Origin of the sequence: Nonomuraea muscovyensis, assembly GCF_014207745.1 — a bacterium.
Taxonomy (GTDB): Bacteria; Actinomycetota; Actinomycetes; order Streptosporangiales; family Streptosporangiaceae; genus Nonomuraea; species Nonomuraea muscovyensis.
Genome location: NZ_JACHJB010000002.1, coordinates 412,809 through 437,593 on the forward strand (window position 1 = coordinate 412,809; position 24,785 = coordinate 437,593).

Annotated in this window: 22 protein-coding genes and 1 pseudogene; 8 read left to right on the top strand and 15 right to left on the bottom strand. The window is 68.8% G+C overall.

The annotated features are described in order from the left end of the window. Window positions 1-124 precede the first annotated feature (124 nt). On the top strand, window positions 125-616 hold the full coding sequence (locus FHU36_RS18440; RefSeq protein WP_185085209.1) for a hypothetical protein: 492 nt from the start codon (window positions 125-127) through the stop codon (window positions 614-616). 135 nt (window positions 617-751) lie between these two features. On the opposite strand, the gene FHU36_RS18445 is transcribed toward FHU36_RS18440, so the two are convergent. Further along, window positions 752-1,216 (bottom strand): hypothetical protein, encoded by a 465-nt coding sequence (locus FHU36_RS18445; protein ID WP_185085210.1) that lies wholly within the window; start codon window positions 1,214-1,216, stop codon window positions 752-754. A gap of 332 nt (window positions 1,217-1,548) precedes the next feature. Here FHU36_RS18445 and FHU36_RS18450 point away from each other — a divergent pair. Beyond that, window positions 1,549-2,561 (top strand): annotated as a pseudogene (locus FHU36_RS18450) (IS5 family transposase). An 8-nt stretch (window positions 2,562-2,569) separates the two neighbouring features. On the opposite strand, the gene FHU36_RS18455 reads toward FHU36_RS18450, so the two are convergent. The 9 genes from FHU36_RS18455 to FHU36_RS18495 form a co-directional block, all read right to left on the bottom strand. Continuing rightward, the gene (locus FHU36_RS18455; RefSeq protein WP_185085211.1) at window positions 2,570-3,076 is read right to left on the bottom strand and encodes a hypothetical protein; all 507 of its coding nucleotides are present in this window, start codon (window positions 3,074-3,076) and stop codon (window positions 2,570-2,572) included. After that, window positions 3,073-3,495 (bottom strand): hypothetical protein, encoded by a 423-nt coding sequence (locus FHU36_RS18460; protein WP_185085212.1) that lies wholly within the window; start codon window positions 3,493-3,495, stop codon window positions 3,073-3,075. The genes FHU36_RS18455 and FHU36_RS18460 overlap by 4 nt, the downstream gene beginning before the upstream one ends. Then, window positions 3,492-4,262: a hypothetical protein gene (locus tag FHU36_RS18465; RefSeq protein ID WP_185085213.1), complete on the bottom strand. Its 771-nt coding sequence runs from the start codon at window positions 4,260-4,262 to the stop codon at window positions 3,492-3,494. The genes FHU36_RS18460 and FHU36_RS18465 overlap by 4 nt, the downstream gene beginning before the upstream one ends. Then, window positions 4,240-5,802, bottom strand: a complete 1,563-nt coding sequence (locus tag FHU36_RS18470; protein ID WP_185085214.1) for a hypothetical protein — start codon at window positions 5,800-5,802, stop codon at window positions 4,240-4,242. The genes FHU36_RS18465 and FHU36_RS18470 overlap by 23 nt, the downstream gene beginning before the upstream one ends. Beyond that, window positions 5,799-6,563: an AAA family ATPase gene (locus tag FHU36_RS18475; RefSeq protein WP_185085215.1), complete on the bottom strand. Its 765-nt coding sequence runs from the start codon at window positions 6,561-6,563 to the stop codon at window positions 5,799-5,801. Before FHU36_RS18475 ends, FHU36_RS18470 begins: the two co-directional genes overlap by 4 nt. A gap of 6 nt (window positions 6,564-6,569) precedes the next feature. Then, on the bottom strand, window positions 6,570-8,174 hold the full coding sequence (locus FHU36_RS18480; RefSeq protein ID WP_312891678.1) for a Mu transposase C-terminal domain-containing protein: 1,605 nt from the start codon (window positions 8,172-8,174) through the stop codon (window positions 6,570-6,572). Window positions 8,175-8,282: 108 nt separating this feature from the next. After that, complete coding sequence (locus tag FHU36_RS18485; RefSeq protein WP_185085216.1) at window positions 8,283-8,894, bottom strand: hypothetical protein; 612 nt, start codon at window positions 8,892-8,894, stop codon at window positions 8,283-8,285. A gap of 29 nt (window positions 8,895-8,923) precedes the next feature. After that, entirely contained in the window at window positions 8,924-9,889 is a 966-nt protein-coding gene (locus tag FHU36_RS18490) for a tyrosine-type recombinase/integrase (RefSeq protein ID WP_185085217.1), read from the bottom strand. After that, window positions 9,886-10,818 carry a hypothetical protein gene (locus FHU36_RS18495; RefSeq protein ID WP_185085218.1) on the bottom strand — a complete coding sequence of 311 codons (933 nt, stop codon included), beginning with the start codon at window positions 10,816-10,818 and terminating at the stop codon, window positions 9,886-9,888. Before FHU36_RS18495 ends, FHU36_RS18490 begins: the two co-directional genes overlap by 4 nt. Before the next feature lie 247 nt (window positions 10,819-11,065). Here FHU36_RS18495 and FHU36_RS18500 point away from each other — a divergent pair, with 247 nt between their 5' ends. From FHU36_RS18500 to FHU36_RS18510, 3 genes are all read left to right on the top strand, one after another. Further along, complete coding sequence (locus tag FHU36_RS18500) at window positions 11,066-11,719, top strand: hypothetical protein (protein ID WP_185085219.1); 654 nt, start codon at window positions 11,066-11,068, stop codon at window positions 11,717-11,719. Between the two features lie 163 nt (window positions 11,720-11,882). Then, entirely contained in the window at window positions 11,883-12,302 is a 420-nt protein-coding gene (locus FHU36_RS18505; RefSeq protein WP_185085220.1) for a hypothetical protein, read from the top strand. 142 nt (window positions 12,303-12,444) lie between these two features. Beyond that, on the top strand, window positions 12,445-12,777 hold the full coding sequence (locus FHU36_RS18510; protein ID WP_185085221.1) for a hypothetical protein: 333 nt from the start codon (window positions 12,445-12,447) through the stop codon (window positions 12,775-12,777). Between the two features lie 118 nt (window positions 12,778-12,895). Here FHU36_RS18510 and FHU36_RS18515 read toward each other — a convergent pair whose 3' ends face one another. Beyond that, window positions 12,896-13,570, bottom strand: coding sequence for a hypothetical protein (locus tag FHU36_RS18515; RefSeq protein WP_185085222.1), 675 nt, complete (start codon window positions 13,568-13,570; stop codon window positions 12,896-12,898). A 398-nt stretch (window positions 13,571-13,968) separates the two neighbouring features. Between FHU36_RS18515 and FHU36_RS18520 the strand changes: the two genes are divergently transcribed. The 3 genes from FHU36_RS18520 to FHU36_RS18530 all read left to right on the top strand — a co-directional run bounded on the left by FHU36_RS18520 (window position 13,969) and on the right by FHU36_RS18530 (window position 17,882). Further along, window positions 13,969-15,198 (top strand): IS110 family RNA-guided transposase, encoded by a 1,230-nt coding sequence (locus tag FHU36_RS18520; protein ID WP_185085223.1) that lies wholly within the window; start codon window positions 13,969-13,971, stop codon window positions 15,196-15,198. A gap of 334 nt (window positions 15,199-15,532) precedes the next feature. Next, on the top strand, window positions 15,533-16,507 hold the full coding sequence (locus FHU36_RS18525; protein ID WP_185085224.1) for a hypothetical protein: 975 nt from the start codon (window positions 15,533-15,535) through the stop codon (window positions 16,505-16,507). A gap of 283 nt (window positions 16,508-16,790) precedes the next feature. Continuing rightward, window positions 16,791-17,882, top strand: a complete 1,092-nt coding sequence (locus tag FHU36_RS18530; RefSeq protein WP_312891679.1) for an IS630 family transposase — start codon at window positions 16,791-16,793, stop codon at window positions 17,880-17,882. A 62-nt stretch (window positions 17,883-17,944) separates the two neighbouring features. Here FHU36_RS18530 and FHU36_RS18535 read toward each other — a convergent pair whose 3' ends face one another. The 4 genes from FHU36_RS18535 to FHU36_RS18550 all read right to left on the bottom strand — a co-directional run bounded on the left by FHU36_RS18535 (window position 17,945) and on the right by FHU36_RS18550 (window position 24,326). After that, the gene (locus tag FHU36_RS18535) at window positions 17,945-18,658 is read right to left on the bottom strand and encodes a site-specific integrase (protein WP_185085225.1); all 714 of its coding nucleotides are present in this window, start codon (window positions 18,656-18,658) and stop codon (window positions 17,945-17,947) included. A 264-nt stretch (window positions 18,659-18,922) separates the two neighbouring features. After that, entirely contained in the window at window positions 18,923-19,879 is a 957-nt protein-coding gene (locus tag FHU36_RS18540) for a sensor histidine kinase (RefSeq protein ID WP_185085226.1), read from the bottom strand. 86 nt (window positions 19,880-19,965) lie between these two features. Further along, a complete protein-coding gene (locus FHU36_RS18545) occupies window positions 19,966-21,015 on the bottom strand; it encodes a zinc-binding dehydrogenase (protein ID WP_185085227.1) in 1,050 nt (349 codons plus the stop codon). Between the two features lie 89 nt (window positions 21,016-21,104). Continuing rightward, window positions 21,105-24,326 carry a bifunctional cytochrome P450/NADPH--P450 reductase gene (locus FHU36_RS18550; protein WP_185085228.1) on the bottom strand — a complete coding sequence of 1,074 codons (3,222 nt, stop codon included), beginning with the start codon at window positions 24,324-24,326 and terminating at the stop codon, window positions 21,105-21,107. Between the last annotated feature and the right edge of the window lie 459 nt (window positions 24,327-24,785).

Genomic DNA, 24,785 nt, shown 5'->3' on the forward strand with positions numbered 1-24,785 from the left:
ATTCCTACAAGAGCAATTCGGCAGTACGTCTTTCGCCAGGCGCCTGAGGGGCTTCGTGCCCGGTCGTTGGTCGCGCGCGTGAACTGGCCTCGCTGAACTTTCGGCAACTCGGGGAGGGTGAACGGTGGCACGCCGTCGGATGCTGTGCGAGCGGTACGAGCGGGGCGCATCAGCCCGGCGCAACGAACTCGAGGCCGGTGACTACCTCGCCACTGCCGCGTGCGAGGACCTACCTCGGGAGCTGTTCCGCGACGACCACATCGTTCGCCGAGGCTACGGTGTCGAGTTCGGTCAGTGGTTCTTCTTCGGCGCGCTTGAGCCGGCGATTGCCTTCGGCCGGGCTGCGCGGATGTCGCTGGACTGCCACGCCTACGGCGTCTACCGGGCCGCCCACGAGACGCTGTTCTGCCAGATTCACCGACGCGATGAGCGGGTGCTGCTGCTGACCGGCGACAGTCTCGACCGGAGGGACGGGGAGGTCGAGGTGCTCAAGCGGTTCGTGCAGGGCGTCAAGGAGCACCCCTGGTCCTCGCATTGGCAGGGCGTAACTGGCTTCATCACCGACTACAACAACGCCCGTCCGATCAAGACCGGCCGCCGCTCACTGCCGCTGTAGGCCACGCCCGGGCGCCGCCGGCGCCCCTTGATGGTCGTAGAGAAAAGTTGCATTCACCGCCGGTGCCGACCGAGTTGGGGAGCACTTAGCGCCTATCTTGCTGCGGCTGTTCTGCGCGGCCGGGGGCGCACTCGGTCAGCGGCCCAGGAGCCGGTTGAGGCCTCCGGGATGGGCGCGGTCGAGCGCGTTCATGACGTCGGCCAGGGCGCGATACAGCTTGGCGTGGGTCCAGTGCTGGTCGCCGAGCTCGTCTTCACGGAGCTGGCGGGCGAGCTCGGCGAGGTGCTCGATCCACGCGCGGGCGGTGTCCGGCGGGCGCCGGTCGAGGCGGGTTTGGACGCGCGTCTGGGTGTGGGTGACGGTCTCGGTGATGACCTCGCGCACCGGTTCGGCGGTGGCGGCCGTGGTGGCGATGTCGCGTTGCAGGCGGCGCTCGGCGGTGCGTACTTCCCACGCGCGGTTGCGGTGCGCCTTGCTGCAGTAGGCCGGGGGCCGGCCGCGCCCGGTGTAGGGGATGAGGGTCCCGCACCAGCCGCAGGTGCGGCTCTGCAGGCGCTGCTGTACGCGGGTGGTGAGGGTGCTCTCGCCGTCGGGGTCCATGTGATCTATCCCAGCGGGCTTGCGTCCCGGACGGAACGTCTTCTCGGAGTTTCGTACTAACTTGCTCCGCAAGAGCGGCGGATCCGGCGATGCCAGTGCGGCGATGTCATGGGCGCGGCCAGGCCCGCAGGAATGTTGGGCGTCACGAGATGTCAGTGGGAAACGACAGCAGATGACAGTCCATGCGTCATGAAGTGTCAGTGGAAGGCATCACAGTGCGTGATGCTGCTTGGGGCGCTGCGGCTGACCACCGCGCAGGGGCTAGGAGCTGTTTGGGATTCGGATCTTGGTGGGGTCGGTGCTGGGCTGGTCGTGACTGGTAGAACTCGGATGTGGCGCGCTTCGATGTGACCGATGCCGAGTGGGCTTTGATCGAGCCGCATCTGCCGGTAGCGGCTACCGGGCCGCTGCCGCGGCGGGTGCGTGATCAGTTCAATGGGATCTTGTGGCGGTTTCGCACCGGATCCGGCTGGCGTGACGTGCCGGAACGGTACGGGCCGTGGTCCACGGTCTACTCCCGCTTCAACGGCTGGGCCAAGGCCGGGGTGTTCCAAGGGCTGATGGACGCATTGATCGCCGAGGCCGCATCGCGTGGACAGGTCGGGCTGGAGCTGGTCAGCGTGGACTCTACGATCGTGCGGGCGCATCAGGAGTCGGCCGGGCTGGCGGTCGCCGGGGAGACCCTGGATGCGTTGGAGCAGGCGCTGACCGAGGAAAAGGGGGCTCCGCTGCCGGAGCAGCCGCCGGTGCTGCGGGTGATGCGCCCGAGGCCACACCCGAGGCCGGCGCGTCGCCGCCGCACGAGCGCGCCGCCGTTCGGCGACGCCGCAAGGCGCGGGCGAAGGCTGCCGCGCTCGGCCGATCCCGGGGCGGGCTGAGCAGCAAGATCCATGCCGCGGTCGATGCCGCCGGGCTGCCGCTGGTCTTCGTGCTCACGCCCGGCCAAGCCGGCGACTGCCCGCGATTCACCACTGTCCTGGACAAGATCCGCGTGGCCGGACCGGTGGGCCGGCCACGGACCCGCCCGACGGCGGTGGCCGCGGACAAGGCCTATTCCTCCAAGGCTAACCGTGCCTATCTGCGCCGCCGCAGGATCGGCGCGGTCATCCCGGAGAAGAGCGACCAGCAGGCCAACCGGAAGAAGAAGGGCTCAGCCGGTGGGCGGCCTGCCGCCTTCAATCCCGAGCGCTACCGGCAGCGCAACACCATCGAACGCTGCTTCCAGAAGATCAAGGCCTGGCGTGGCCTGGCGACCCGCTACGACAAGGCCCCGGAAAGCTACGAGGCCGGGCTCTACCTCCGGGGCTTGATCCTGTGGTTAAGACTCCTCACCTCAACCACATGATCCGAACTCTAAACAGCTCCTAGTCCGAGTTGAGCTTCGATCAGGTCGCAGGTGTCGCGCATCCGGTACCAGTTGCCGTGCAGGTTCGGGCGTCGTCCGTCTTGGCGGGCGAGGGTGGCGATGAGGTGGATGTGGTCGCGGGCGTGCCGAAGAGCGATCCACCGGCAGGCGAATAGGTCGCCGAAGGGAGCGATGCCCGCGGCGTCCAGTAGGCGGGCGGCGATCTGCGCCCAGGTGGTGTCGGTGAGGACGCGGTCGTGGCGGGCGGTCAGGACGGTGCAGTGCCAGACGTGGCGGCGCAGCGGGTAGGGGGAGACGTCGACCGGCCGGTTCAGGTGGGCGGCGAGATCGTCGAGAGTGGCCTCGCCAGTGGCGGGGTCGGGCTCGAAGGGGTCCCAGGCGGCGATGAGGTGGGGGTCGCGCTGGTGTTCGTAGCGGCTGGTGCTTGGCCCATACAGCTCGCGCAGCAACTCGCGTGTGCGTGAGCCAGGACCGGGATGCACCATGGCGATCACGTCGAAGTCGTCTTCCGGCTGGCGTGGCGGGTCAGGGCGTCGGCGGCTTGCTCGATGCGGCGGGCAGCCCGGGTCAGCTCGGGCAACACCGTGTGAGCATCGGCGGTGGGGAGCAGGGCGGCGATGCGGGCCAACTCGATGCGGGCGTGCAGGAGTTCGGCGATGCGTTCGCGGTCGGTGGCCGGGAGCAGCACCAGGGCGTGGCGGGCGGTGGTGGTGACGGTGTGGGCGGCGTAGGCGCCGGGCGACATCCCGGCGCGGGCGGCCGCGGCCCGGATGTCGGCGAGCTCGCCGGCTGACAGCTTGAGCGGGCCCAGGCGGTGCGAGCGGGCGCGGGCGGCGCGTCGCCGACGGCGTCGGGGCGCGGGCGGAACAGGGGCTGGCTCTGGAGCCTGGGCTTGGTCGACGGGGAGCGTCATGTCGAGTCCCGGGTACCAGGCGGGGTGCGGGCGGGCAGGTCATCGTCGTGGTGGTAGCGCAGGCTGTACAGGACGTCGTCGGCGACGTCGACGCGGCTGGGGTCGAGGTCGCTGCTGAGCAGGCCGGCGCACTTCAGCGCGGATTCAGCCTCGCGCCAGCCTGGCTGATCGCGGTATTCGGCGTAGGTGGGAGTGTGGCCGCAGGCCAGCGCGGTGAGCAGGACGACGGCTTGGTGGCCGGTGAGACCGGCCTGCGCCTGGCCGGTGGCGCGGACCGCGCGGTGCTGGTCAGCGCTGAGCACGTCGGTGCGCGGGGCGAGAGTGAAGCGGTGGGGCGGGACACGGCGCACAGCCATCGGTCCGCCAACTTGCGGATGGGCCAGCGCGTAGGTAAGGGCGTCATGGGTGCGCGCCAGGCTCCAGCTGAGGGCGCCGGCGAGGTGCTCGGCGCTCAATGCCTTCGGGGCGGCGTGGGCCAGCGCGTTGACCACGATCGCGGCGTCGGCGTCGCTGCGGGATGGGTCGTCGGCGGGCACGCGGCCCGGCGCTGGATGGATGTCCAGGACGGCCCGCAGTTCGGGGACAAGGTCGGCGGGATGCAGGTCCAAGTGGCGGGCGAGCTCGATGATGGCCCATATGGGGCGCCTGCTCAGCTGGTTCAGGTGAGGGTCGTGCAGGTGATGGGGGTGGATGCCGAGCAGGTCGCCCAGCTCCCAGCGCGACAGGCCTGCGGCTTGCAGCCGTTCACGGAAGAGCGTCTCGTTCATCGCGTTCCTTCACGATGTGTGCCGCTGCCCGGCGGCCGGCACGGTGGGGCGGGGCGGGGGATGACCAGCTTCGGGTCGGTGCCGATGCGCGCGACCTGCAGGCCGCGTTCGGTGAGCCAGCTGGGTGCGCGCGCGCGCTCTGCCCGACGTCGGAGCCGTGCGGGCAGTCCTCGCCGTGTAGCCAGGGCGGATCCAGGCCGATCTGCTGGCAGGTGCGGCGGATGGCGCCGAGCAACAGCATCTGAGGATCGCGATGGGCGGCGTGGAGGTGGACGAAGTAGGGGTCGCGGTCGGCGGCGTCTTGGCGGCGGCGATGCGCCAGGTGGGCGATGAACAGGGCGCGGGCGTGGGGTGGGATGCAGAGAGGTTCGGGCCCGGCGAACTCGTGCCAGGCGCTATCGCGCACGTGCAGTTCATGCGGCAGCGAGCGCCGGGTGCCGGTGCCGGGGTAGCTGATGCGGTGGATGGTGTCGGGCCCGGGCTGGCCAGGGGTGTGGACGGCGGAGCCGTCGGCGGCGATGTCGCCGACGAGCAGGAATCCGAAGTGGGTGCTGGCGTGGTTGAGATGGAGCGCCAGCGCGGTCGCCGCCGCGGTGTCGGTACGGCCCACGGCGTGCAGCCGGGCGCTGACGAGTGCGGTGAGATCGCCGGGCAGACGCCACTCGGGGTCGGGGCCGAGGGTCTCGGGCCGCCAGTTGAGACGGATACCGGCCAGGAACAGCGCGGCCTGGACGGCGCGCAGCCGGATCAGCGCGCTGCGGTCGGTAGCCGCACGGCCGACGGTGTCGTCGCGTAGCCAGCCGGTGACGGCGCCGTTCAACCGGTGCGGCGTGGCCGAGGCGAGGTCGAGGCGCGCCAGCCAGGCGTCGGTGGCCGCGGCGGTGGCATGGAAGTCCTGCTTCACAGCGGCGAAGTCGTCGCCGGGCAAGTGCCGTCGGCAGGTGGCCAGGAAGGTGGTGAAGTCGGCTGCCGGCAAGGCGGGCTGCTGATCGGGCTCGCGGGTGCGGGGATGTGCGGGGCTTGGCAGGAGCCGGCGGAAGTCGTCGAGGCCGATCACGTCGACGGGCCGATCCAGCAGGGCGTGCAGACGGGCGATCGCCTCGTGGTGGGGTGCGGCCCAGATCAGCCACAAGGTGGCATCCGCCGTCACCGCAGTGTGGGCCAGGACCTCCAGTTGGCCGGCGGTGAGGCGGTGGGCGCGGTCGATGATGAGGTCGGTGACGGCTTGGCCGCGTAGCCAGGCGGCCGCGGCCGGCCAGGTGCTCGCGGCGAGGCGTTCGGTGCGGGCGGCGTACGGGTTCTTGCCGAGCGCGACCAGCAGGTCCAGGCCCAGGCTGTGCACGCTGGCGGTGCCGGGGGTGGGACGCACGACCACCTGGCTGTGGCCGGGCCCGTCCAAGGTGTTGAGGTGATGGCTGACCGCGACGTCGTCGCAGGCGTTGTCGACCAGCACGAAGCGGCCGCCTGGCGGCAACCACAGGTGTGGCGGAGCAGGCCGTTCGGCGATCCCGTGGGAGGGTCTGGCGGCGGACGAGGTCATCGCGCGCCGCCGCCGAGCAGGGTGTAGGCGTTGGCGGCGATGTCGGCGTCGACGCGCTCGCGGCCGGCTTCGTGGCACAGGTCGGCGGCGGTGTGGGTGAAGGCGGCCCAGTCGCGCAGCGTGCCGTGGGCGTAGGTGTCGTCGATGTCCAGCAGCAGGCCGTCATCGACACCGGCGTAGACGGGGTGGTATTCGCGCATCAGCGCGGGAATCTCGGCGCGCTCGATCGGCTGGAACGGCAGACGGCGGAAGACGCGCGAGCGCAGCATCGGCTCGCGCGAGAGCACCTCCCAGCAGCCGTCCCCGCCGACGTACAGCAGCGCGAAGCGGGTGTCGCCGTGGTCGTGCAGATGACGCAGTTGCTCGAGGCAGTCGCCGTTCATACGCTGCGCCTCATCGATCACCAGCAGCCGGGGCGGTCCGCTCAGCAACTCGATCAGGGCGGTGATGAGGTAGAAGCGGTTGCCGCTACGCGGCTTGGCGCCGGTGAGCGTCTTGACCAGTTCCTCGGCCAGCTGCCGCATGGTGGGCTTGCTGGTGAAGACGAGCGTGTGCGTCCGCATCGGGTCGCGTCCGCCGTGCCCGGCCCGCAGATCCTCCAGCGCTGTCTCGACCGCGAAGGTCTTGCCGGTGCCCGCGCTGCCGTGGATGACGCCGCAGGCCAGTTTGTCGGCCAGGTCGCCGATGATGCGGCGGGTGAGAGCGAGCTGGTCGGTCTCCAGCGTCTTGGCTTCGGTGAGGTTGGTGAAGTGCTGCGGCATCGTCGCCTACTCCCTGGTCTCGGGATCGTCAGGTTCGGGCGCGGAGACCGGTGATGTGCGGGTGCGGCCGCTGGGCAGGCCAAGAAGATCGGAACGCGCCTTGCGCGCCAGCGCTTCGTCGCGGCGGCGCTGCGTGCGTGGCGGCGCGGTCGTGGGCTGCAGCCGGGACTGCTCGGCAGGTTCGGCGCCGGTGAGCGGAGCCAGTTCGACGCGCGCCCGGGCGGTGGCCCGGCGGCGCTGGCGGCCGAGTTCCCTGGCTTCGTCGCGAGCGTGGGCGCGGAAGGCCTCTTGCTGTTCGGCGGTGAGCTGGTCGGCCGGGTAGGCGGTGCATAGGTGCGCGCCGTCAAGGTAGATCTCCACCGAGCGGTCGTCGTGCGGCATGTAGCGCACGATCACGTGCTGTCCGCCGCGGCCTCGCAGTTCAGGGGCGACGTAGGCGAAGTTGTTGAACTGCACCCCGGCCTTGCCGATGGTGCGCTCAGTGGAGGCCAGCAGCAGGTGGCGCAGGCTGGCCGCGTCGATCCGCTGTAGCGCGCTGGGGTCGTCGTGCCAGGCCTGCAGCGGGGTGCGGCCGGCCAGCATGCGGTGCGGGCGCTCGGTGTTGTACCAGGACACCCATTGGGCGAAGCGAGCGGCGAACCGTTCGATCCGCATCGGCGCGACCTGCGCGTCGGCAGCTCGGGCACGTGCGGCGGCCCGGTCGTCCAGCGGTCCGTACAACCGGCCGCCGGCCTCGCGTGGCCCTTTGGTGTAGCCGGGAAGCCCGCCGAGCAGCGTCTGGTCGATCGTGCGGTGCAGGCGTTCCACCTTGCCCTTGCGGTGGGGCTGAAAGGCGGGCAGCCGGTGACCGGCGACGCACAGGGCGGCGAACACGTCGCGGACCGCGGTGGCGGTGAACTCCAGCCCGCGATCGATCCGGTAGGCGGCCGGCACGGCCCCGTACGGGCCGCGGGCCACATCGTAGACCAGCGCCATCCGGATCGCGGTCAGCACGGTGCCGGTGTGCGGGGTCAACGCGATCGCCCAGCCGATCAGCGAGCGGGTGCCGTCGTCGAGCACCGTGGTCAGCCACGGGCACACCGCCGGGCCGCGCGGCGGAAGCACCAGGACGGGCAGCTGCTTGTGGTCCATCTCCCACACCTCGTTGCGCCGCGAGGGTCCGCGCGTGAGATAGACGCCAGCCGCCCGGCGGCCAGCCTCTCCGTGTCGCCAGGCCGCCAGTTGCGCCGGAGTCAGCTCGCGGCGGAACGCGCGCTGCAGCGTCCGTAGCGATACCTGCGCGCTACCGGCCCAGCCGGACGCGAGGAACTCCGGCACCGCCGCGCCCGCCACCTGACTTTCGCTTTCGCCGCTCACCGAAGCGGAACGAGCACGATGAACGGCGGCGATGTTGCCGCCGTAGCAGGCGAAGGCCTCTCGATCGGTCTCGCTGAGCTGGTACTCCGACGGCGTTGACAGCCCCTTGTCCAGCCGCCGCCACACGGTCCGCTCGCTGAGTCCCACCCCGTGGGCGGCCAGCCGCACATGCTCAGTCGTCAGCTGCCCAGCGTTCTTCAAGGCCATCAGCCGGGCGATTGCGGCCCGCTCCTGTTCGCGATCGGCCCGGGCCACGCTGCCCTCCCACACGCCGAGACGGAAGCCGTTAAGCGCAACGTAGCAAGGCAAACACGATCAGTCGCGGCGTTTGGTGTATCTCGGGAACGTCTTCTTCCTCACCCGCTATGCAGAGAGCGACCCGGCGCACAACGGCGGGATCACGCCAGTGTTCGCGGCGGTGGCCACCAGACGCCGCATGCCTTCGGGGACTTTCGCGCCGAACGGCTGGCCTTGCCGATGCGCCCGCAGGGAGTTGTTGAAGATCGTGATAGTGGTGTGGAACAGGCCGGGCGGCACCGGGTGGCCCAGGCGCTGCTCGACGCCGGACTGGAGCTCGCCGATGTCCCTGGCCTCCGGCAGCACCGCGGCGATGGTGTCGATGATCAGGTCGAGCCTGGTCATGATCAGATCAGATTCGCGCGGATGTACTTCGAGGGAGGTGCCGTACTCGTTGCGGCGCACCGTGATCGTGAACCCGTCCTGCTCCAGCGCCGCGCGCAGCCGGTGGCGCGGCTCGGGTTCGTCCATGCCGTACACCACGACCAGGCCGGTCCGGTTCTCGGTCCGCAGCGCGAACTCCTCGACGCGCAACCGGTCGACCAGGCGGCTCACCATCTCGCAGACGTCCATCAGGTCACTGGTGTGCACCGGGTCGAGCTCCTGATCCCCGCGCACGGTGTTGTGGGGGTAGCGGGCCGGGGTGCTGAAGTAGTTGACGAGCCATTTGCCGTCCACGGAGACCTCCGGTCGGTCGTGCCTGCGGGTCAGTGAGTGCGACGGGGCGGAGCGAGAACGGCGGTGATCTCGGCGACGGCTTCGCCGCCCGGCCGGGTGTAACGCATCGCGGTGCGCGGGTTCTTGTGCCGGGTCTTGGCCATGATGAGCTGCAGCGGCACCTTGGCCTCGCCCAGATGGGTGGCGGCCGAATGGCGCAACTGGTGCGGGTCCAGGCCGAGGTGCGCCTCCATCAGGACGCGCACCCGGTCATACCCCAAGCGCGGCCGCCCGGTGTGCGGGCAGATGTGCTCGGGCCCGGGACGGCGGGCGGGGACGGGCTTGCGGTTGGCCAGGAACAACGGCCCCCGTGTACGCACGACCCCATCGCAGTGACCGTCGGGCAGGCGCAGCAGCCGGGGCAGCAGGCGCGCGGTGCCTGCGTCCCAGTAGACCCATTCGACATCGCCGCCTTTGGAGCGCACCGGCGCCTTGCGGTTGTCCAGGTCGAGATCCTCGACGTCGAGGGAGAGGATCTCGGCGGCGCGGGCGGCGGTCTCGTACAACATCCGATAGAGCGTCTTGTCCCGCAGCGGGATGTCGCGGCGCGACAGCAGCCGCTCCAGCTTGGTCCTGGCCACCGCTTTGGTGTGGTCAACGTTCTCCCGACGGCGTTCGGCCTCAGCCGGGACCGACGGCGCCGCCCACCGCTTCTTACTCGAGCACCACGACAGCCAGGAGGCGACCGCGGCCCGGTTGCGGTTCCAGGTCGCCGGCGCACACCCGCCCCACAGCGCGGTGAGCGCCTTGCTGATCTCGGCGTCGGTGACGTCGGCCAGAAGCCGGTCGCGGCCGCCGATCGCGGCGATGGTGCGGTCGATCGCCGAAGCATAGGCGCGGTGGGTGTTGGGGTTGGCGACTCGGTGAGTCGACAAGAACTCATCGGCCGCCTCGGCGAGGGCGATGCCGTCACCGCGCAGTGCGGTGATCTTTCGATCGGCGGCTGAGGACGTCATGAGGTAGGCCTTTCCTGCAGGGGTCGTTCAGGCAGGAATCCGCAGGAGTGGGGGCCGCAGTCGCTCTCGTGGTCCAGGCGCCATGCCCGGGTGTCGCGTTCGGTGGCTCGGGCGAGGTGGATCAGCCGGCGTTGTCGGCTCCGGGAAAGGGTGGACGGCAGTGGGGTGAAGGTCTGCGGGAGTACCCGGATGCTACCGGCTACCTGCTCGCCGTCCTGCATGCATAGCAGGGCAGCGCATTGCCACCAGTCGATCGTGCCGCCACGGCCGTTGGAGTTGCCGGGCCAGTAGTAGCCGGGTGGATCCGGGACCAGATAGTGAGTGCCGTGCTGGTCCAGGTGGGCATACAGCCAGGAACCGTCCTTGCCGGCGACGGATCGAAGGCGGCGGGCCTCTTCAAACAAGGCGCACACGGTTTCGGTGTCCACGGCTTTCAGGACGCGCGCTTCGGCTGGCAGAGGCTGTCGCCCCTCGGGGGCCTGGACGGGCCAGCGCAAGGGAAACCCGAGCCGCTTCCGCAACGACAGTTCGGGTGGCCCTTTGGACGCGTTAGGGAGCGGAGGTGGAGGGGTCCACGGGCAGTCGGCGCCATCGAGTTGCTCGATGATCCAGGCGCGTCCCTCCGGCCCGGCGGTGTTCCAGGTCCAGCTCATCGGCCGTTCCTGCATCGCCCGTTCCCGGCTGCTCAGCGGGGCGTTCTTGCGGGAGGGCTGCCAGACTGGCGGCCGGGTGACGCCTGGCAGGTTGTGGCAGAGGTCGGACAAGAACCAGATGCGCTGCAGGTCATCGGCCGGTGAGGCCCCTTCGTTCTCGCGCCGGGCACGCCTGGAAAGGTAGCGGATCTCGATCAGCGCCGCAGACAGCAGCACTGAGGCCGCTTCCTGGTCGCTCACGCCGGTGACAGCGTCGCCATGAAAACGCCGGCTCATGCCGACCCCGCGCGGGCGGCATCGATGTACCGGATAACGTGCGCGAGTCGTGCGCTTCCGCTGAAGAGGGTTCCCCTGCTCAGCGCGATGCCATGGTCGTTCATGTACGTGATAATAGGCTGTTATCGCGTACATGAGCCCGTCGTCGCTATGCCCGGCAGTGGACTCGGAGTCCGCGCCGCGTGCGGCATCCTTGATAGCCCGATGCCCCACCCACCCCCCGTGCCACGAGCGTTGGAGAGCCCTCATGACGCTGTATCTGAACCTGCCGCAGAACACTCGCCAGGTGGAGTACCTCAGCGCTTTACCGGGCAGCATCGTCTTGCCCGACCCGCCGCACGGCCTTGACGATGTGCCCCAGGACAAGGCACTCATCTGCGTACTGGACATGGGGACGTACGAGGCGGCCGGTTACATCATCACCGAGACCGACTTGTCCAACTGGACCCGCTCCGCTGCCGACCGGCCGCTGACCTGGCTCTTCATGGATCGCCTGGTCGCTGACGACCTCTGCCCGGACGCGGCGGAGATTCGCCAGTCTTGGCAGGCCGACCTGCAAGCCGATGCCGAAGCAGCCGCGCACACCGACAACCTGCTACCCATCGCACGGGCCAGCCGCAGCGGGATCGGCCTCCACATCGCCACGTTGCGCAGGTACGCGAAGGCTCTCCGCAGGGAGCCACAAGGCATCAGGTCCGACGACCTCCTGACGGATCCCGGAGTACAGCGCATAGCCGCAGTCGACCTCGACGCCCTCGCAGACGATCTGGAGAAGTGGATCGCGCACGACTGGCTCGCCGTCATCGACCTCAGCACGGAACGCCAGAATCTGGCGGGGCCGCTTCCTCACTTCCCCGGTATCGGCCCAGATGACGATCAAGGCGGCGAAGCGCAGCACTGAGCACAACCCGACTCCGGGTTTTCATCAGCCTGCGTCCACCCCTCAACAGCAGAGGAGATGGTGCCCTGTGCAAAGACCCGTTGAGTGGATCGGGCGCTGGGTGTATGAGGTGGTGCCGGTCACCAGGCTGCCCATTCCCAGGGAGCTCCGCGACCCCGAGTGCATGATCGGCTCGAAGGTCTGGCTGGTGCGCCGGATCCGCTGCCTGGCCCCCGGGCTCGTACGCCGCCAACGCCCTCGCGACTGTTGCTGGCATCACAAGGTGAACTGGCGGCAGGCCGCCGCGATCGCGGTTCACCTCGTCCGCCAGGCCCACGCGGCTGGCATCGCGGGTGAGGACATCGGGGACTTCGTCATGGAACGCGTCCATGACGAACACGGGGACCTCGATGACAGGGAACGGACCGCGATCGTCCTGCTCGTCGGCCTCGACGCCGGCATCCAGCTCAGTGAGCCCGGCAGCGCGTGGCTCTACGGTGACGGGCAACACCGGGTAGCGGCGCAGCTTGATCAAGGGGTGCGCGAGACCATCGTGCAGCGGTTGGAGCTACTCGACCCCGTCACCGGATTACCCGTCACATAGCGTTACTGACACTTCTTGTCGCGAAGCGCTGTCACGATCCTGTCGTACAACAGGGGAAGGCTGGCGAGTTCCAGGCAGGGGAACACCGCCAGACCCTTCGCCCGGCGGGTCGAAACAGGGCGGCCAAGGAGGGCCAGCAGTCATGACCGACACCACGAACACCACGCGCTTGTACATCTGCATCGAGGAGGTGGTCCGCCTCCTGAACAACGCAGAGTGCTACGCGTTCGTGTCGGTGGATGAGCAATTGGCCTACCTGGAGGACCGGGCTCAACTGCTTCACCAGTTGGTCGATGCCTTCGGTGACGAGCGGGGCCGCTACGTCGCCCAGGACGCCGATGACCGCGCCGAACGCGCACGAGGCGTGGCCGAGAAGCCCGCGCCGATGAATGCGGCGATCCCCGGCCGGCACCGCGCCGTACGGAGTGTGCAGTTGTCTCGTTCGGGCGAAATCGTCGTAGTGGCTAGTGTCTAACGTGCAAGACGTCAGATAGTTCCGAACGATGGACGCCACATCTGTCCGGAATAACTCTGCATCTTCGGCGCACGGTGCTCTCTTGGGTTTCACGGAGCAGGCCCGCATCTCGTGATGATTACGATTTGATGAGTGCGTAGTCCTTGGACGCCTCCATGGCGACCAGGAATCGGTATCTCTTCTGGTTCCGCAGCCAGGTGTCGAGCCACGGTTTCCCTTCTGGCGCCCAGTAGTAGGGGTCATACATGCCGCCGTCCGGATCCCACACTTTGGCACCCGGCATGACGTCGAGCCCCGGGTCCTTGCTGTGAGTCGGAGTGGTGAAGGTCATCGTCAAGCCAGCGCAGTCGAGGTCGGGCAGGTCGCCGACATCGTAGATGCGCGGGCTGTCCTGCGGATCTGGTTTGCCTCCGAACTCGCGCCAGTAGTCCCTGAGCTCGGCTGTTCCTGGGCAGTCGGGTAACCGGTCCAGGAGGGCTTCGATGTCTCCGTTCCAGGCGTAGGCGCGATAGAGGCTGAGCGTGCACTTGGATGAGAAGTCCTCATCGTTCTTGGCATCGTCATTGCCCTTCCTGCACCGATCGAGCTCGCTGTGGCTGATGTCCTTGGTTAGGCCCGCGGTTTTGACCGTCTGATCGAGACGGCCGTTCAGCGCCTGCCTGGCCGTGATCCGCAGCTTCCCCACCTCTGGGTCCGAGGGTGAGATCAGGGGCGGGCCTTCCGCCGAGGAACAGGCTGCGAGGGCGATCGACCCGATAGACATCAGCATGACAAGGAGTAGACGCTTGGTCATGGTCCATTTGATGTTCAGGAGCAAGGCGCGGTTCCCGAGAAGAGGGCAAGGTGACCGTTCGTCACATGATGTCCCTCCTCATCTCTCCAGATGCAGGGTTAATCCGGACACCAAGCGGTCGGAGGCATGGTAAGTCCGGACGTGGCAAGGTTCGGGTCGTGTCCTCGGTCCGAACCCGCCACCACCGACCACCACACGCTTCGCCAAGATCGTGCCGTGAGCCAGCCACAGGAGCCACCGCCCACTCATACCGGGGCCGCCGAGCCCTTACGCAGTGCGCGGGCCTGTGGCCGGCTGGGGCCACGAACTGCTGATCGGATGTCGAGCCGTGGAGCTCTCTCATTAGGGCGTGGCGTGCCCCTGCATGGCTCACCTGGGCAAGGCACGACGAAGGAGACATGTTGATGATCACGTGCGGGATCGACTGGGCGGAGAAGCACCACGACATCGCCCTGGTCGACGAGACGGGCAAGCTGGTGGCCAAGCGTCGCATCGGCGACGACGTCGACGGATGGCGGACGCTGATCGAACTGCTGGCTGAGCACGGCGATCGCTCCGAGGCCCGCATCCCGGTCGCGATCGAGACAAGCCGCGGCCTGCTGGTGTCGTGCCTGCGCGCCACCGGCCGCACGGTCTACGCGATCAACCCGCTGGCAGTCGCCCGATACCGCGAACTTCATACCGTCGCCCGGTCCAAGTCCGACCACGCCGATGCCTTCACCCTGGCCAACATCCTGCGCGTCGACGCCGAACACCACCGGCCGCTGCCCGACGACTCTGAGCTGGTGCAGGCGATCGCCGTGCTGGCCCGTGCCCAACAGGACGCGGTCTGGAACCGCCAGCAGCTGGCCAACCAGCTGCGCTCCCTGCTGCGCGAGTACTTCCCCGCCGCGCTGAAGGCCTTCCAGGTCAAGAACATCGGCCTGACCTCGCGCGAGGCCCGCGCCGTCCTCGCCGCGGCGCCCACCCCGGCCGCAGCCGCCAAACTCACCAGCCGCCGCCTGCACGCGCTCCTGCGCGCCGCCGGCCGCCAGCGCAACATCGAGACGTGGGCCGACAACCTCCAGGCCCACTTCCGTGAACAACACCTTCGCCAGCTCCCGGCCGTCGAGGAAGCCCTCGGCCGCCAAGCCCGGGCGATCCTGCTGCAACTGGACGCAGCCTGCCGCGCCGCCGACGAGCTCGCAGAGGCCACCAGCGAGGCCTTCGGCCAGCACCCGGACGCCGCCATCATCACCAGCTTCCCGGGCCTGGCCGACCTCACCGGCGCCCGCGTACTCGCCGAACTCGGCGACGACCGCACCCGCTTCGCCGACGCCCGATCCCTGAAGGCCTACGCCGGATCGGCGCCGATCACCCGCGCCTCGGGCAAGAGCCTGGTCGTTCACCACCGCAAGGTGAAGAACCAGCGCCTGGCCGCCGCCGGCTATGTCTGGGCCTTCGCCTCCCTGCGAGCACCTGGACCCCGGGCGCACTACGACCGCCGACGGGCCGATGGCGACAGGCACTCCAGCGCCCTGCGCAACACCTTTAACCGAATGCTCGGCTGCCTGCACCACTGCCTCCAGAAGCGAAAGCACTACGACGAACTCGCAGCTTTCCCGCATCGTCTGGAGTCCGCAGCTTGACGCCTTGGGCAGATCGGATGTCTTAGCACTCTGCCGTTCGGAAGTTCAATTCTTCTGAAGGTGCTTCAATTGAACTGTCGGGTACTCGTTGGTTCCTGATGTGGTTTCTCCTAGAGTTCAGATCAATCAATTGATCTTCTTGTCGTTCTCATCGTGATCTTCGTTGATGAGAACGTATCGGTTGCAGACGAAGCTGTCGGTGTCCGCGTGTTGTCGGTGCTCGTGTCGGTGTTCGGATCGAGATGTCGGATTTCGCCTTCGGCTGCCGGTTCCCGCCGCCCTTATGGCTGCTTCACGAGGGGTGGTCGATCATGGGGCGATGGCGGGAAATAGGTTGCTCAGGCTCACTCCAGTCTTCGGAGCCGCTGTCGTCGGCATCTACCTGATCGGCTACGGGCAGATGCGGTTCGTCACTGTTCCGACCGTGTTCCTCCCGGGCGAGGACGACACCGAGTTCCTGAACCTCGTCACGGAGATGGTGGCGGGACCTATCGCGTTCGCCTGCGTGTTCTTCACGCTAGCGGCGCTCGCCTTCTGGCGTCTGGCCGCGGCCCGGCCCACCGCCCGCGTGCTGCTCGTGGCGGGCCTGCTGACGCCGCCCTACCTGCTCGGCCTGTATCTCGTGGGCGACGCCAATCCGGCGCACCACCTGATGTGGCTCGAACCCGATGCCTACACAGGCCGTGAGGTCGGTCCCGAGGAGTTCAACCTCGGCTGGAGCCCTCCCACGCTCACCGCGGTCCTGGCAGCGGCGGCGATCGCACAGATCTGGGGCGTGCTGCGACTGGCCCGCGGTCTGGAGGTCACGCCCTCGCCGTACGTGGCCCGCCTGCTGTTCCTGCAGCCGGTTTGGTATGCCGCCTACCTCGCGGTGTGCTCGTTCGATATCTGGTTCACCTCGGTCACGACACGTCCCGCGACTCCGGACGAAGTGGCCTGGGGCGGCATGCCAGAGGGCCTGGTACGGGACGCGTGGAGCATACTCCCCGCTGTCGCGATCACCATGGCGGTCATGAGCGCTGCGATTGTTGCCATGGGCGTGGCGGCGCGCCGTGGCAGCGCTCGGTTGCGGGTGCTTACGGCGATGGTGACCCCGTTCAACATGCTGGGACTGACGGTTCTCGCAGTTGCGGGGCCGCTGGGGCCGATCGGGCCGTACCCGGGGGTGGCGGCCGAGATCCGGCCCTTCTGGCACGTCCCCTTGCTCACCGCGCTCGCCGGCGGCGCCATGGTCTCCTACCTGTACGTGCTGAGGCGTTCCGCGACGAGCACGCAGAGCCTCTCGGCCCCGGTAGGCGGATCCAACTAATTTGGGCGTTCGAGCCCATCATTGGCAAAAAGACCTGAACAACTTCACTCGAAACCGTCCAGGCCAGGATGTCGTGCCACAGGTCAGCACGTGTCCCTTCCGCCAACTTCACCTGGAAGGGACAGTCGGCGTGCCTGTTCGGCGTACCGGATGGCGGTGCTCTCCTCAATGCCGAAGACCACGGCTAGTGCTGTGACCGGAAACGATCACCGGGTTGGCGTGTAGAGCGTCCCTGCGGGTTGGATGGGTGCTGATCACGTTCAATCGGCGCTCGGGAGGCCAGGTGACGCAACCGGTCAAGGTCCGCAGACTCACGGACCCGGAAGGGCAGAAGCTGCAGCGCATCGTACGGCGCGGCACGATGAGCACGGTGCGCTATCGGCGGGCGATGATCCTGCTGGCCTCGGCCGGCGGCAACACCGTCCCGGTCATCGCTCGGCTGGTACAGGCCGATGAGGACACCGTGCGCGATGTGATCCACCGCTTCAACGAGATCGGCCTGGCCTGCCTGGACCCTCAGTGGGCGGGAGGCCGTCCCCGCCTACTGAGTCCTGACGACGAAGACTTCGTCACGGCGACGGCCACCACCCGACCTGCCAAACTCGGCCAGCCCTTCACCCGCTGGTCCATCCGCAAACTCCACGACTACCTGCGCCGCCTGCCCGGCCGCGCCATCACCATCGGCCGCGAAACCTTACGCACCCTGCTGATTCGCCACGGCATCACCTTCCAGCGCACCAAGACCTGGAAAGACTCACCCGACCCGGACTTCGAGACCAAACTCGACCAGATCGAGTACGCCCTCACCCGCCGGCCCGAACGGACCTTCGCCTTCGACGAGTTCGGCCCGCTCGGCATCCGCCCCACCGCCGGGACGGGCTGGGCACCTGCCGGCGCGCCGGACCGATTGCCGGCCACCTATCACCGCACTCACGGCGTGAGGTACTTCCACGGCTGCTACTCCGTCGGCGATGACCTGCTGTGGGGCATCAACCACCGGCGCAAGGGCAGCGAACCCACCTGGTCAGCCTTGAAGTCCATCCGCGCCGCCCGCCCGGACGGCGCCCCGATCTACGTGATCATGGACAACCTGTCGGCGCACAAGAACCGGCGCATCCGCGCCTGGGCGGACAAGCACAAGGTCAGGCTGCTGTTCACCCCGACGTATGCGTCCTGGGCCAACCCGATCGAGGCTCATTTTGGACCGCTGCGCCAGTTCACCTTGGCCAACTCCAACCACCCGAATCACACCGTCCAGACCCGGGCCCTACACGCCTACCTGCGCTGGCGCAACGCCCACGCCCGTCACCCCGACGTGCTGGCCGCTCAACGCCGCGAACGCGCCCGCATCCGAAGCGAGAAGGGCATCCGCTAGGGAGGTCGGCCTCTGGCTTCCGCAGCCTGAAGCCTGTTACCCAACCCGATGATCGTTTCCGGTCACAGCACTAGATGAAGTGGGTCCGGGCCGCGGCTGAGGGCCTCCTCCAGGACACGGTCGGCGCGTAGATCGTCGAGCCGGACGTAGTGCCGGACAAGTAGGTGTTGTTTGAGGTAGTAGGTGCTGACGGGCTCGACTCCGCCCGCGGTGAGTCGGGAGAGCAGGACGTGCGGGTTGGCGGTGTGCGGCCAGCGCTGGCGGCGCTCGGTGAGGTAGTCGCGCAGGGCGTCGTGGGTCAATTCGTCGAGGGGACGGGCGAGGCCGTCGAGGATGATCCGGCGGTTGGGCAGATCAATGTCGTCGAGGGTGAGCTGGCGGATCGCCTGAGGGCGTGCGGCGTGGATAGCGGCCAGGGCGACGATCAAGCGCAGCACCGGCGTGACGGCGGCACTCGCGGTGGTCTTGAGCGTCACCTCATCCAGCGGCAGCCGCTCGGGGTAGGGGTGCGCTCCTGGATGAAGCTGGGTCGTGGGGTTGGTGAAGATCCGCCGACGCTTGGTGGCGAAGCGGAACAACGACTTCAGTGCGGTGACGGTGTTGCTGAGGCGGCGCCCGCGCAGCGCCTCGACGGCGGCGTGGACGTCCTTGCGCGTGATCTCACGGAGGCGTTTGCGGGTCGTCGCCCAGCTCTCCAAGATCGGCTGGACGGCTCCCAAGTAGACGTACAAGGTGGTGTCCGAGCGCGGGCGGATGCGGGCATCCCCGGTGTGCAACCAGGTGAGCCAGTCGCGGACGTCGGCCTGGAACCCTGCGGGCAGCGTGCTGGTGCGCCGGTCAATCCAGGCCAGGATCGCTTTGGGAGGCGGGCCGTCGAGCAGGCCGAGCTCGGTGAGGACCTCAGCGGTCCGCTTGATGCTGCGCCCTCGGCCGCGCAGCCGGTCGAGCTGGGCGTGGAGCTGGGAACCGAACTCGTGGTCCGCCAGAGTATGGCCGCTCTCGGGCGTAGCCGAGATCGGTCTTGATCTTGATTAAGTTTCTTATGGCATGGCGTGGGCGGCCACCGCAGACAGTCCGGTATCTGCCGCGGTCGCAAGGTGGACCGTCGCGCTGAGGGGAAGCCGCAGCACGAAGCAAGCGCCTCCGGTCGCGGACTCCCCGGCGTCGAGGGTGCCCATGTGGGCTTGGGCAATGTCGCGGGCGATCGCCAGACCGAGGCCCGTGCCTCTGTGGTCGAGGCGGTGTGCGGCGCCCAGGCGGGTGAAGCGTTGGAAGATCCGTTCCCGCTCGGACTCCGCGATCCCGTCTCCGTCGTCGGCCACCGTCATCTCGGCGCTGTCGCCCACACGGCTCAGCCGGACCTCGATCATCCGCTGGGCGTGCCGTTGGGCGTTGTCGAGCAGGTTGGTGAGCAGTCGGGCAATCCGGATCGGGACTGCCTGGACAGTCACGCCCCGTTGAAGCCAGAGCTGGACCGGGAGGCGATCGACCCGGCGGGAGATCTCGTCCCGGACCAGTTCCGCGAGGTCGACCTGCTGCGGCTCCACGGCCGGACCTGCCTCCATTTCGCCGAGGACTCGCAGGTCGGTGAGAATCGCATCCAACCGGTCGACGCCTCTCAGCGCCCTTGCGAGCAGGTCGTGGAGATCGGTCTGGTCGGGATACAGGCGGGCCTCCTCCAGCTCCGCGCGCAGTCCCGCGAAGGCCGTACGCATCTCGTGGGAGGCGTCGGAGGCGAACTGCCGGTTCTTGTGAAGCTCCTGCTCCAGCTCTCTCAGCAGGTCAGGGACGATCGGGAACGACGCCGCGGCTCGACCCTCACAGAGCGAGTGGGGTTCCTCGCAGGCGTACCGGGCGGTCAGACGCGTCATCGCAGACGATCCCTTCTTTCGATCGGATTCGGCGGAATCGGGGCTGCGCTCTCCCCGGAAGACGTACAGGTCGGTTATGTCCAGGCGCGAGTCCCGGCGGGCGCTGGGAAGATCGAGGTGAGACATGTCGCTCTCGTTTCTCTTCGGAATGCGGCAAAGGTCAGGGCTCGCACAGGGTGTTTTCTGTGGCCTTGGCCAGTCGTCCTCGGCCGTCAGGGAACGAGGATGAGGCGGATCGGATCGCCGATCTTGTGCTCCAGCCGGCGGATCGCCTCGGCGGCGTCGGCGAGCGGGATGTGGTCGGTGATGGAGGGAGCCAGGTCGAGCCGGCCGTTGGAAGCCAGGCGCACCAGCTCGGGGACGGACTCGGGGAAGCCGCCGTAGTGGCCGCGTACCTGCTTGCCCATGTAGTTGAAGGTCAGGCCCTCGCTGATGGTGAGCGGGTCGGGCGTGATGCCCACCAGGACCAGGGTGCCGTGCCGGCCGAGCACAGCGGCGGCCTGCTCGCGGACCGCCGGCACGCCCGCACAGTCGAAGGCGAAGTCCAGGCCCCGACCAGCCGTGGCGACACGTACCTGCTCGGCGAAGTCGTCGGCGGCCGGGTCGAGAGCGATGTCCGCTCCGAAGGCCAGAGCGCGGTCCCGGGCACCGGGCAGCGGGTCGACGGCGATGATCGGGGCGGCTCCGACCAGACGGGCGACGCGGAGGCTGTGCGCCCCCACTCCGCCCACACCCCACACGCCCACGGCCTGCGCGGGGCGCACCCCGGCGGTGGCCACGACGGCGGCGTAGGAGGTGGAGACAGCGTCAGGGATGATCGCGGCCTGGTCGAACGGCAGCTCGTCGGGGATGGGGACGAGGGTGTCCTCGCGGGCTATGGCGTACTGGGCCCAGCCGCCGTCGTAGTCGATGCCTCGGGTGCGGACCTGGGTGCAGGGGCGCCGGCGTGCGCAGTCCGCGCACCGGTCGCAGCTCTGTCCCGCCTCCAGGGTGACGCGGGTGCCCACGGGCAGGCCCCGCCTGAGGCCGGGGCCAAGGGCGTGGATCACACCGGAGACCTCGTGGCCGACGGTGACGGCGCCGGAGGCGTTGGGGTACAGGAGGACGAGGGTTCCGTCGATCAGGTGGAGGTCCGACAGGCACACGCCGGCGGCCTTCACCTCGATGAGTACCTCGCCCGGGCCGGGCACGGGAACGGCGACCTCCTCGACGAGGAACTTGCCGCTGTCCAGGTGGAAGCGTCCGGCGAGCATGGTGTCCATCGTGATCTCACTTTTTCTTGGAAGGGTTGGGCGGTTGGTGCCGCGCACCCGAGACTGTTCGACCTGGCTCGGGTCGCGTTGGACGGAGATCAGGCGAAGACGTCCTGCTGGTAGCGGCCGTCCGCCTCGAGCTGGTCGACCCACTGCCGGGCGGTTTCGTCGTCGCTGCCGGTGCGGCTGCGGTGGATGGCGGTGAGCGCTTCCCGTACGGCGGGAGCCATGCGGCGGCCGTCGCCGCAGACGTAGACGTACGCGCCGTCCTGCAGAGCCCGCCACACCGTGTCGGACTCGGCGATGACGGCGTCCTGGACGTACCGGGCCGGATGGTCGACCACCGCGGAGAAGGCGGCGTGCACCTTCGCGATCCCGGCCTGCTCCCAGGCGTGCATCTCCTCCCGGTAGAACCAGTCGTGCTCCGGGTGGCGGCAGCCGACGAAGACCTGGGACGGGCCCACCTTCGTGCCGTTCTCCCGCTGCCAGGCGCGCTCCTCCAGGAAGCCGCGCAGCGGCGCGACGCCGGTGCCGGGGCCGATGAGGATGAGCGGCGCGGCGGGGTCGGCGGGCGGCGCGAAGGGAGGGGAGGGCACGCGCACGTAACCGTAGAAGACGTCTCCCGGCTTGAGCCGTCCCAGGTACTGCGAGCACAGGCCGCGGTACGTGCCGTTGCCCGACAGCGCGGTGCCTTCGACGAGGCCGACGGTCAGCCGGACCTGGCGCGGGTTGGCCAGCGGAGAGGAGGAGATGGAGTAGAAGCGGGGGCGGATGGGCCCCGTCATCTCCAGGAACGCCGCCAGCGGCAGTTCGACGGCGGGGAAGCGCTCAAGAAGGTCGAGCACCGAGACCCGCTTACCGAGGATCTCCTCCTGATACCGCTCGTCGGCCTCCTCGGTGTCGGCCGTGCAGGCCTGCAGCTGCGGCTTGGTCCAGGGACACCGGGTGTGCTCGGCCAGGGCGCGCACCTGGGTGCGAGTGGCCACATCCTGCAGCTCCAGGAACTCGGTGAACAGCAGGCCCGCGGTGACGGGCGTGCCCACCGGCAGGTGCGTCCTGCCGCCGCCGGGCTGGTCGAGCCGGAACACCTGGTCGCGGTCGACACCGAGCCGCGCCAGCGCGCGGTCGACGAGCGCCGGCTCGTTCTTGGCGAAGACGGCCAGGTGGTTGCCGGTCTCGTAGGTGGCGCCCTCGGGCAGCTCGATGATGATGGACTTCGCCGAGGGGCGCGGCGGCTCGATGCTGAAGTCCCACAGCCCGGTCGCGTCGCTGACGAGTTCCTCGTTGGCGACCACGGTCAGCGGATAGGCCTGCTCGGAGACGATCGCGGGACGCACGTCCGCCTCGGTCAGCAGTCGCACCCGGTAGCGTGGCGCGCCGTCGTCGGAGGTGTTCGCGGCGTACTCCTCGGCCAGGGTGGCCCACAGGGTGTCCGTCCAGCGGGTGGCCATGCCGTCGAAGTCACCGGCGGCGTCCGCCGCACCGCGCTCGACCACCGGAGTCGCGCCGGCGGCCAGCAGGGCGGCCTCGATCCGCTTGGGGAACGCCTGGTAGCTCGCCACCCACTGGGTGTTGCCGGCGCCCAGCAACGCGAAGCGCACGCCCGACAGCGAGCCCTCGGGGAGCCCGCCGGCGATCAGGTCGTCGAAGCGCTGGGCATTGTCGGGTGCCTTGCCGTTGTAGCTCGCGGCCACGACCACGAGCAGGCCCTCGGTGGGCAGGTTCTCGGCCAGGTCGTCCAGGCTCAGCAACGTGGTCCCGAACCCGGACCGCTCGCCGCGGTCGGCGATCGTGCGCGCCAGGTCCTCGCAACTGCCCAGGCTGGAGCCGTAGGCGACCGTGAGGTTCACCCCGACGCCGCTGACCGCGGCCGCCTGCTGAGCCTGGTCACTCCGCGGGTCCGAGACGCCGAAGACCGCTCGCTCGCGCTCCTGCCGGGGACGGACGACGACCTCGAAGTCGCCCGGCTTGCGCGTCAGCGCCTCCCGCACGTCCATCTTGTAGTCGTTGATGTCGGAGAACTTGAACTTCTGCAGCACCAGCGCGAGAGCCAGGCGGGCCTCGGTGAGCGCGAACTGCCGGCCGATGCAGGCACGCCGGCCGTTGCCGAACGGCTTGTAGGCGTGCGGGTGCTGCTTGGCCCGGTTCTCCGGCAGCCACCGGTCGATGTCGAACTCCAGCGGCCGTTCCCACGCCTTGGGATGGGTGTGCAGCGGGAACATCAGCAGGTTCGTCTTCGTGCCCTGCTTCAGGTGGTAGCGGCCGCCGATGACCGTGTCCTCCAGCGGCGCCTTCATGATCTGTGGGATGGGAGCCCACAGGCGCAGGGTCTCCTCCAGGACGCGCGGGATGACATCCAGCTTCATGATCGTGTCGTGGTCGGGGGCCGTGTCGCCCGGCAGCATCCGGTCCACCTCGGCGTAGGCCTGGGCCAGCACCTGCGGGTTGCGCAGCAGCGAGTACGTGGCGAATGACAGCAGACCGCTGGTGGTCTCATGACCGGCGATCAGGAACGTCAGCACCTGGTCCCGGACGTTGTCGTCGCCCAGCGGCCTGCCGGCCTCGGGGTCGACGGCCTCCAGCATCAGGCCCAGCAGGTCGTCCTCGGCGCTGCTCTTCCCCTGACGGCGCTCCTTGATCACGGTCTCGACCAGCTCGCGCATCAGCTGGATGTTCTCGCGGTACGCCCTGTCGTCGGCTTTGCGGAGCTTGGTCATCATCGGCAGCTCCTGCGAGCGCCGCATCGACTCCACCAGCGCCTGCAGCAGCGCCGTGAGGAAGGGGTGCAGCTCCTCGTCGCGGAAGGAGTCGAACCGGTGACCGAACCCCGACAGGGCGATGGTGTCCAGTGTCAGCCGGGTGTAGTCGTCGGTCACCTTGACCAGCTGCCCCTGTCGGCGCTCCCACTTGCCCGCCAGGTTCTGGGCGATCTCCAGCATCTGCCCGAAGTAGCTCTTCATCGCCCGCTGGCTGAAGGCCGGCATGAGGATCCGGTGCGCCATGCCCCAGGCCTCCTCGTCGTCGTGGGCGGTGAACAGGCCCGCGCCGGCGTAGTCCCGGACATGGCTCAGCGGCGGGAGGATCGGCTTGCCGAACCGGGTCTCGTCGCAGACCTCCGTCACCAGGCCAGGGTCGTAGACGAAGACGTTCTCCTGGCCGGCGATGTCCAAGCTGAAGATGCCCTCGGGGAACTGCCCGGCCAGCTCACCGAAGTATGCGACCGGGTTGATGTCGGGGATCTGGGGTGTGTGGCCGAGGATCGGGATCCCGCGCGGGGACCGAATGGGACGAAGGCCGGTGACGGACTGCGTGGTGGTCATGAATTTCTCCTTCGCACGTTGCGGCAGGTGGTTGCTCCGGTGCGGACCCGCGCTCTCAGCTCGCTGTATCTGATGATTTCGTCACTTATGGACAGTATCGTCATTCATGCAATGACTTGCCAAAGCAGTAGTGAGGATTCCGTCACTCTTGACGGATCCCACTACAGCGGAACGCGCACCACAGCCGACAGGCGCGCACCCGCGCCGCGCTCATCCAGCGCGGCCCAGACCTTCATCGCCCACGGCAACAGGCCCAGCAGGGCAGGCGGGAGCCGGGTCGGGCGGCGGGTTCGACCGCGACGTTGTAGCCGAGGGCCTCAAGCTGAGCGCTCTCCCCGGACCCCGGGCCAGGTAGCGGTTGCCGTGCCTGGCGCGCCGCCCTCGACCAGCGCATCTCCATCCCCGAACGGTCAACGAGGTGACAGCGGAGTGATGAGTGCCTGTGTCAGTGGTAGGCCC

Bases quoted from the DNA above. Each gene is read 5' to 3' on its own strand.
- FHU36_RS18445 (WP_185085210.1), bottom strand. From the start codon at position 1,216: ATGGACCCCGACGGCGAGAGCACCCTCACCACCCGCGTACAGCAGCGC.
- FHU36_RS18460 (WP_185085212.1), bottom strand. From the start codon at position 3,495: ATGACGCTCCCCGTCGACCAAGCCCAGGCTCCAGAGCCAGCCCCTGTT.
- FHU36_RS18465 (WP_185085213.1), bottom strand. From the start codon at position 4,262: ATGAACGAGACGCTCTTCCGTGAACGGCTGCAAGCCGCAGGCCTGTCG.
- FHU36_RS18470 (WP_185085214.1), bottom strand. From the start codon at position 5,802: ATGACCTCGTCCGCCGCCAGACCCTCCCACGGGATCGCCGAACGGCCT.
- FHU36_RS18475 (WP_185085215.1), bottom strand. From the start codon at position 6,563: ATGCCGCAGCACTTCACCAACCTCACCGAAGCCAAGACGCTGGAGACC.
- FHU36_RS18490 (WP_185085217.1), bottom strand. From the start codon at position 9,889: ATGACGTCCTCAGCCGCCGATCGAAAGATCACCGCACTGCGCGGTGAC.
- FHU36_RS18495 (WP_185085218.1), bottom strand. From the start codon at position 10,818: ATGAGCCGGCGTTTTCATGGCGACGCTGTCACCGGCGTGAGCGACCAG.
- FHU36_RS18500 (WP_185085219.1), top strand. From the start codon at position 11,066: ATGACGCTGTATCTGAACCTGCCGCAGAACACTCGCCAGGTGGAGTAC.
- FHU36_RS18505 (WP_185085220.1), top strand. From the start codon at position 11,883: ATGATCGGCTCGAAGGTCTGGCTGGTGCGCCGGATCCGCTGCCTGGCC.
- FHU36_RS18510 (WP_185085221.1), top strand. From the start codon at position 12,445: ATGACCGACACCACGAACACCACGCGCTTGTACATCTGCATCGAGGAG.
- FHU36_RS18515 (WP_185085222.1), bottom strand. From the start codon at position 13,570: ATGACCAAGCGTCTACTCCTTGTCATGCTGATGTCTATCGGGTCGATC.
- FHU36_RS18520 (WP_185085223.1), top strand. From the start codon at position 13,969: ATGTTGATGATCACGTGCGGGATCGACTGGGCGGAGAAGCACCACGAC.
- FHU36_RS18540 (WP_185085226.1), bottom strand. From the start codon at position 19,879: ATGTCTCACCTCGATCTTCCCAGCGCCCGCCGGGACTCGCGCCTGGAC.
- FHU36_RS18545 (WP_185085227.1), bottom strand. From the start codon at position 21,015: ATGGACACCATGCTCGCCGGACGCTTCCACCTGGACAGCGGCAAGTTC.
- FHU36_RS18550 (WP_185085228.1), bottom strand. From the start codon at position 24,326: ATGACCACCACGCAGTCCGTCACCGGCCTTCGTCCCATTCGGTCCCCG.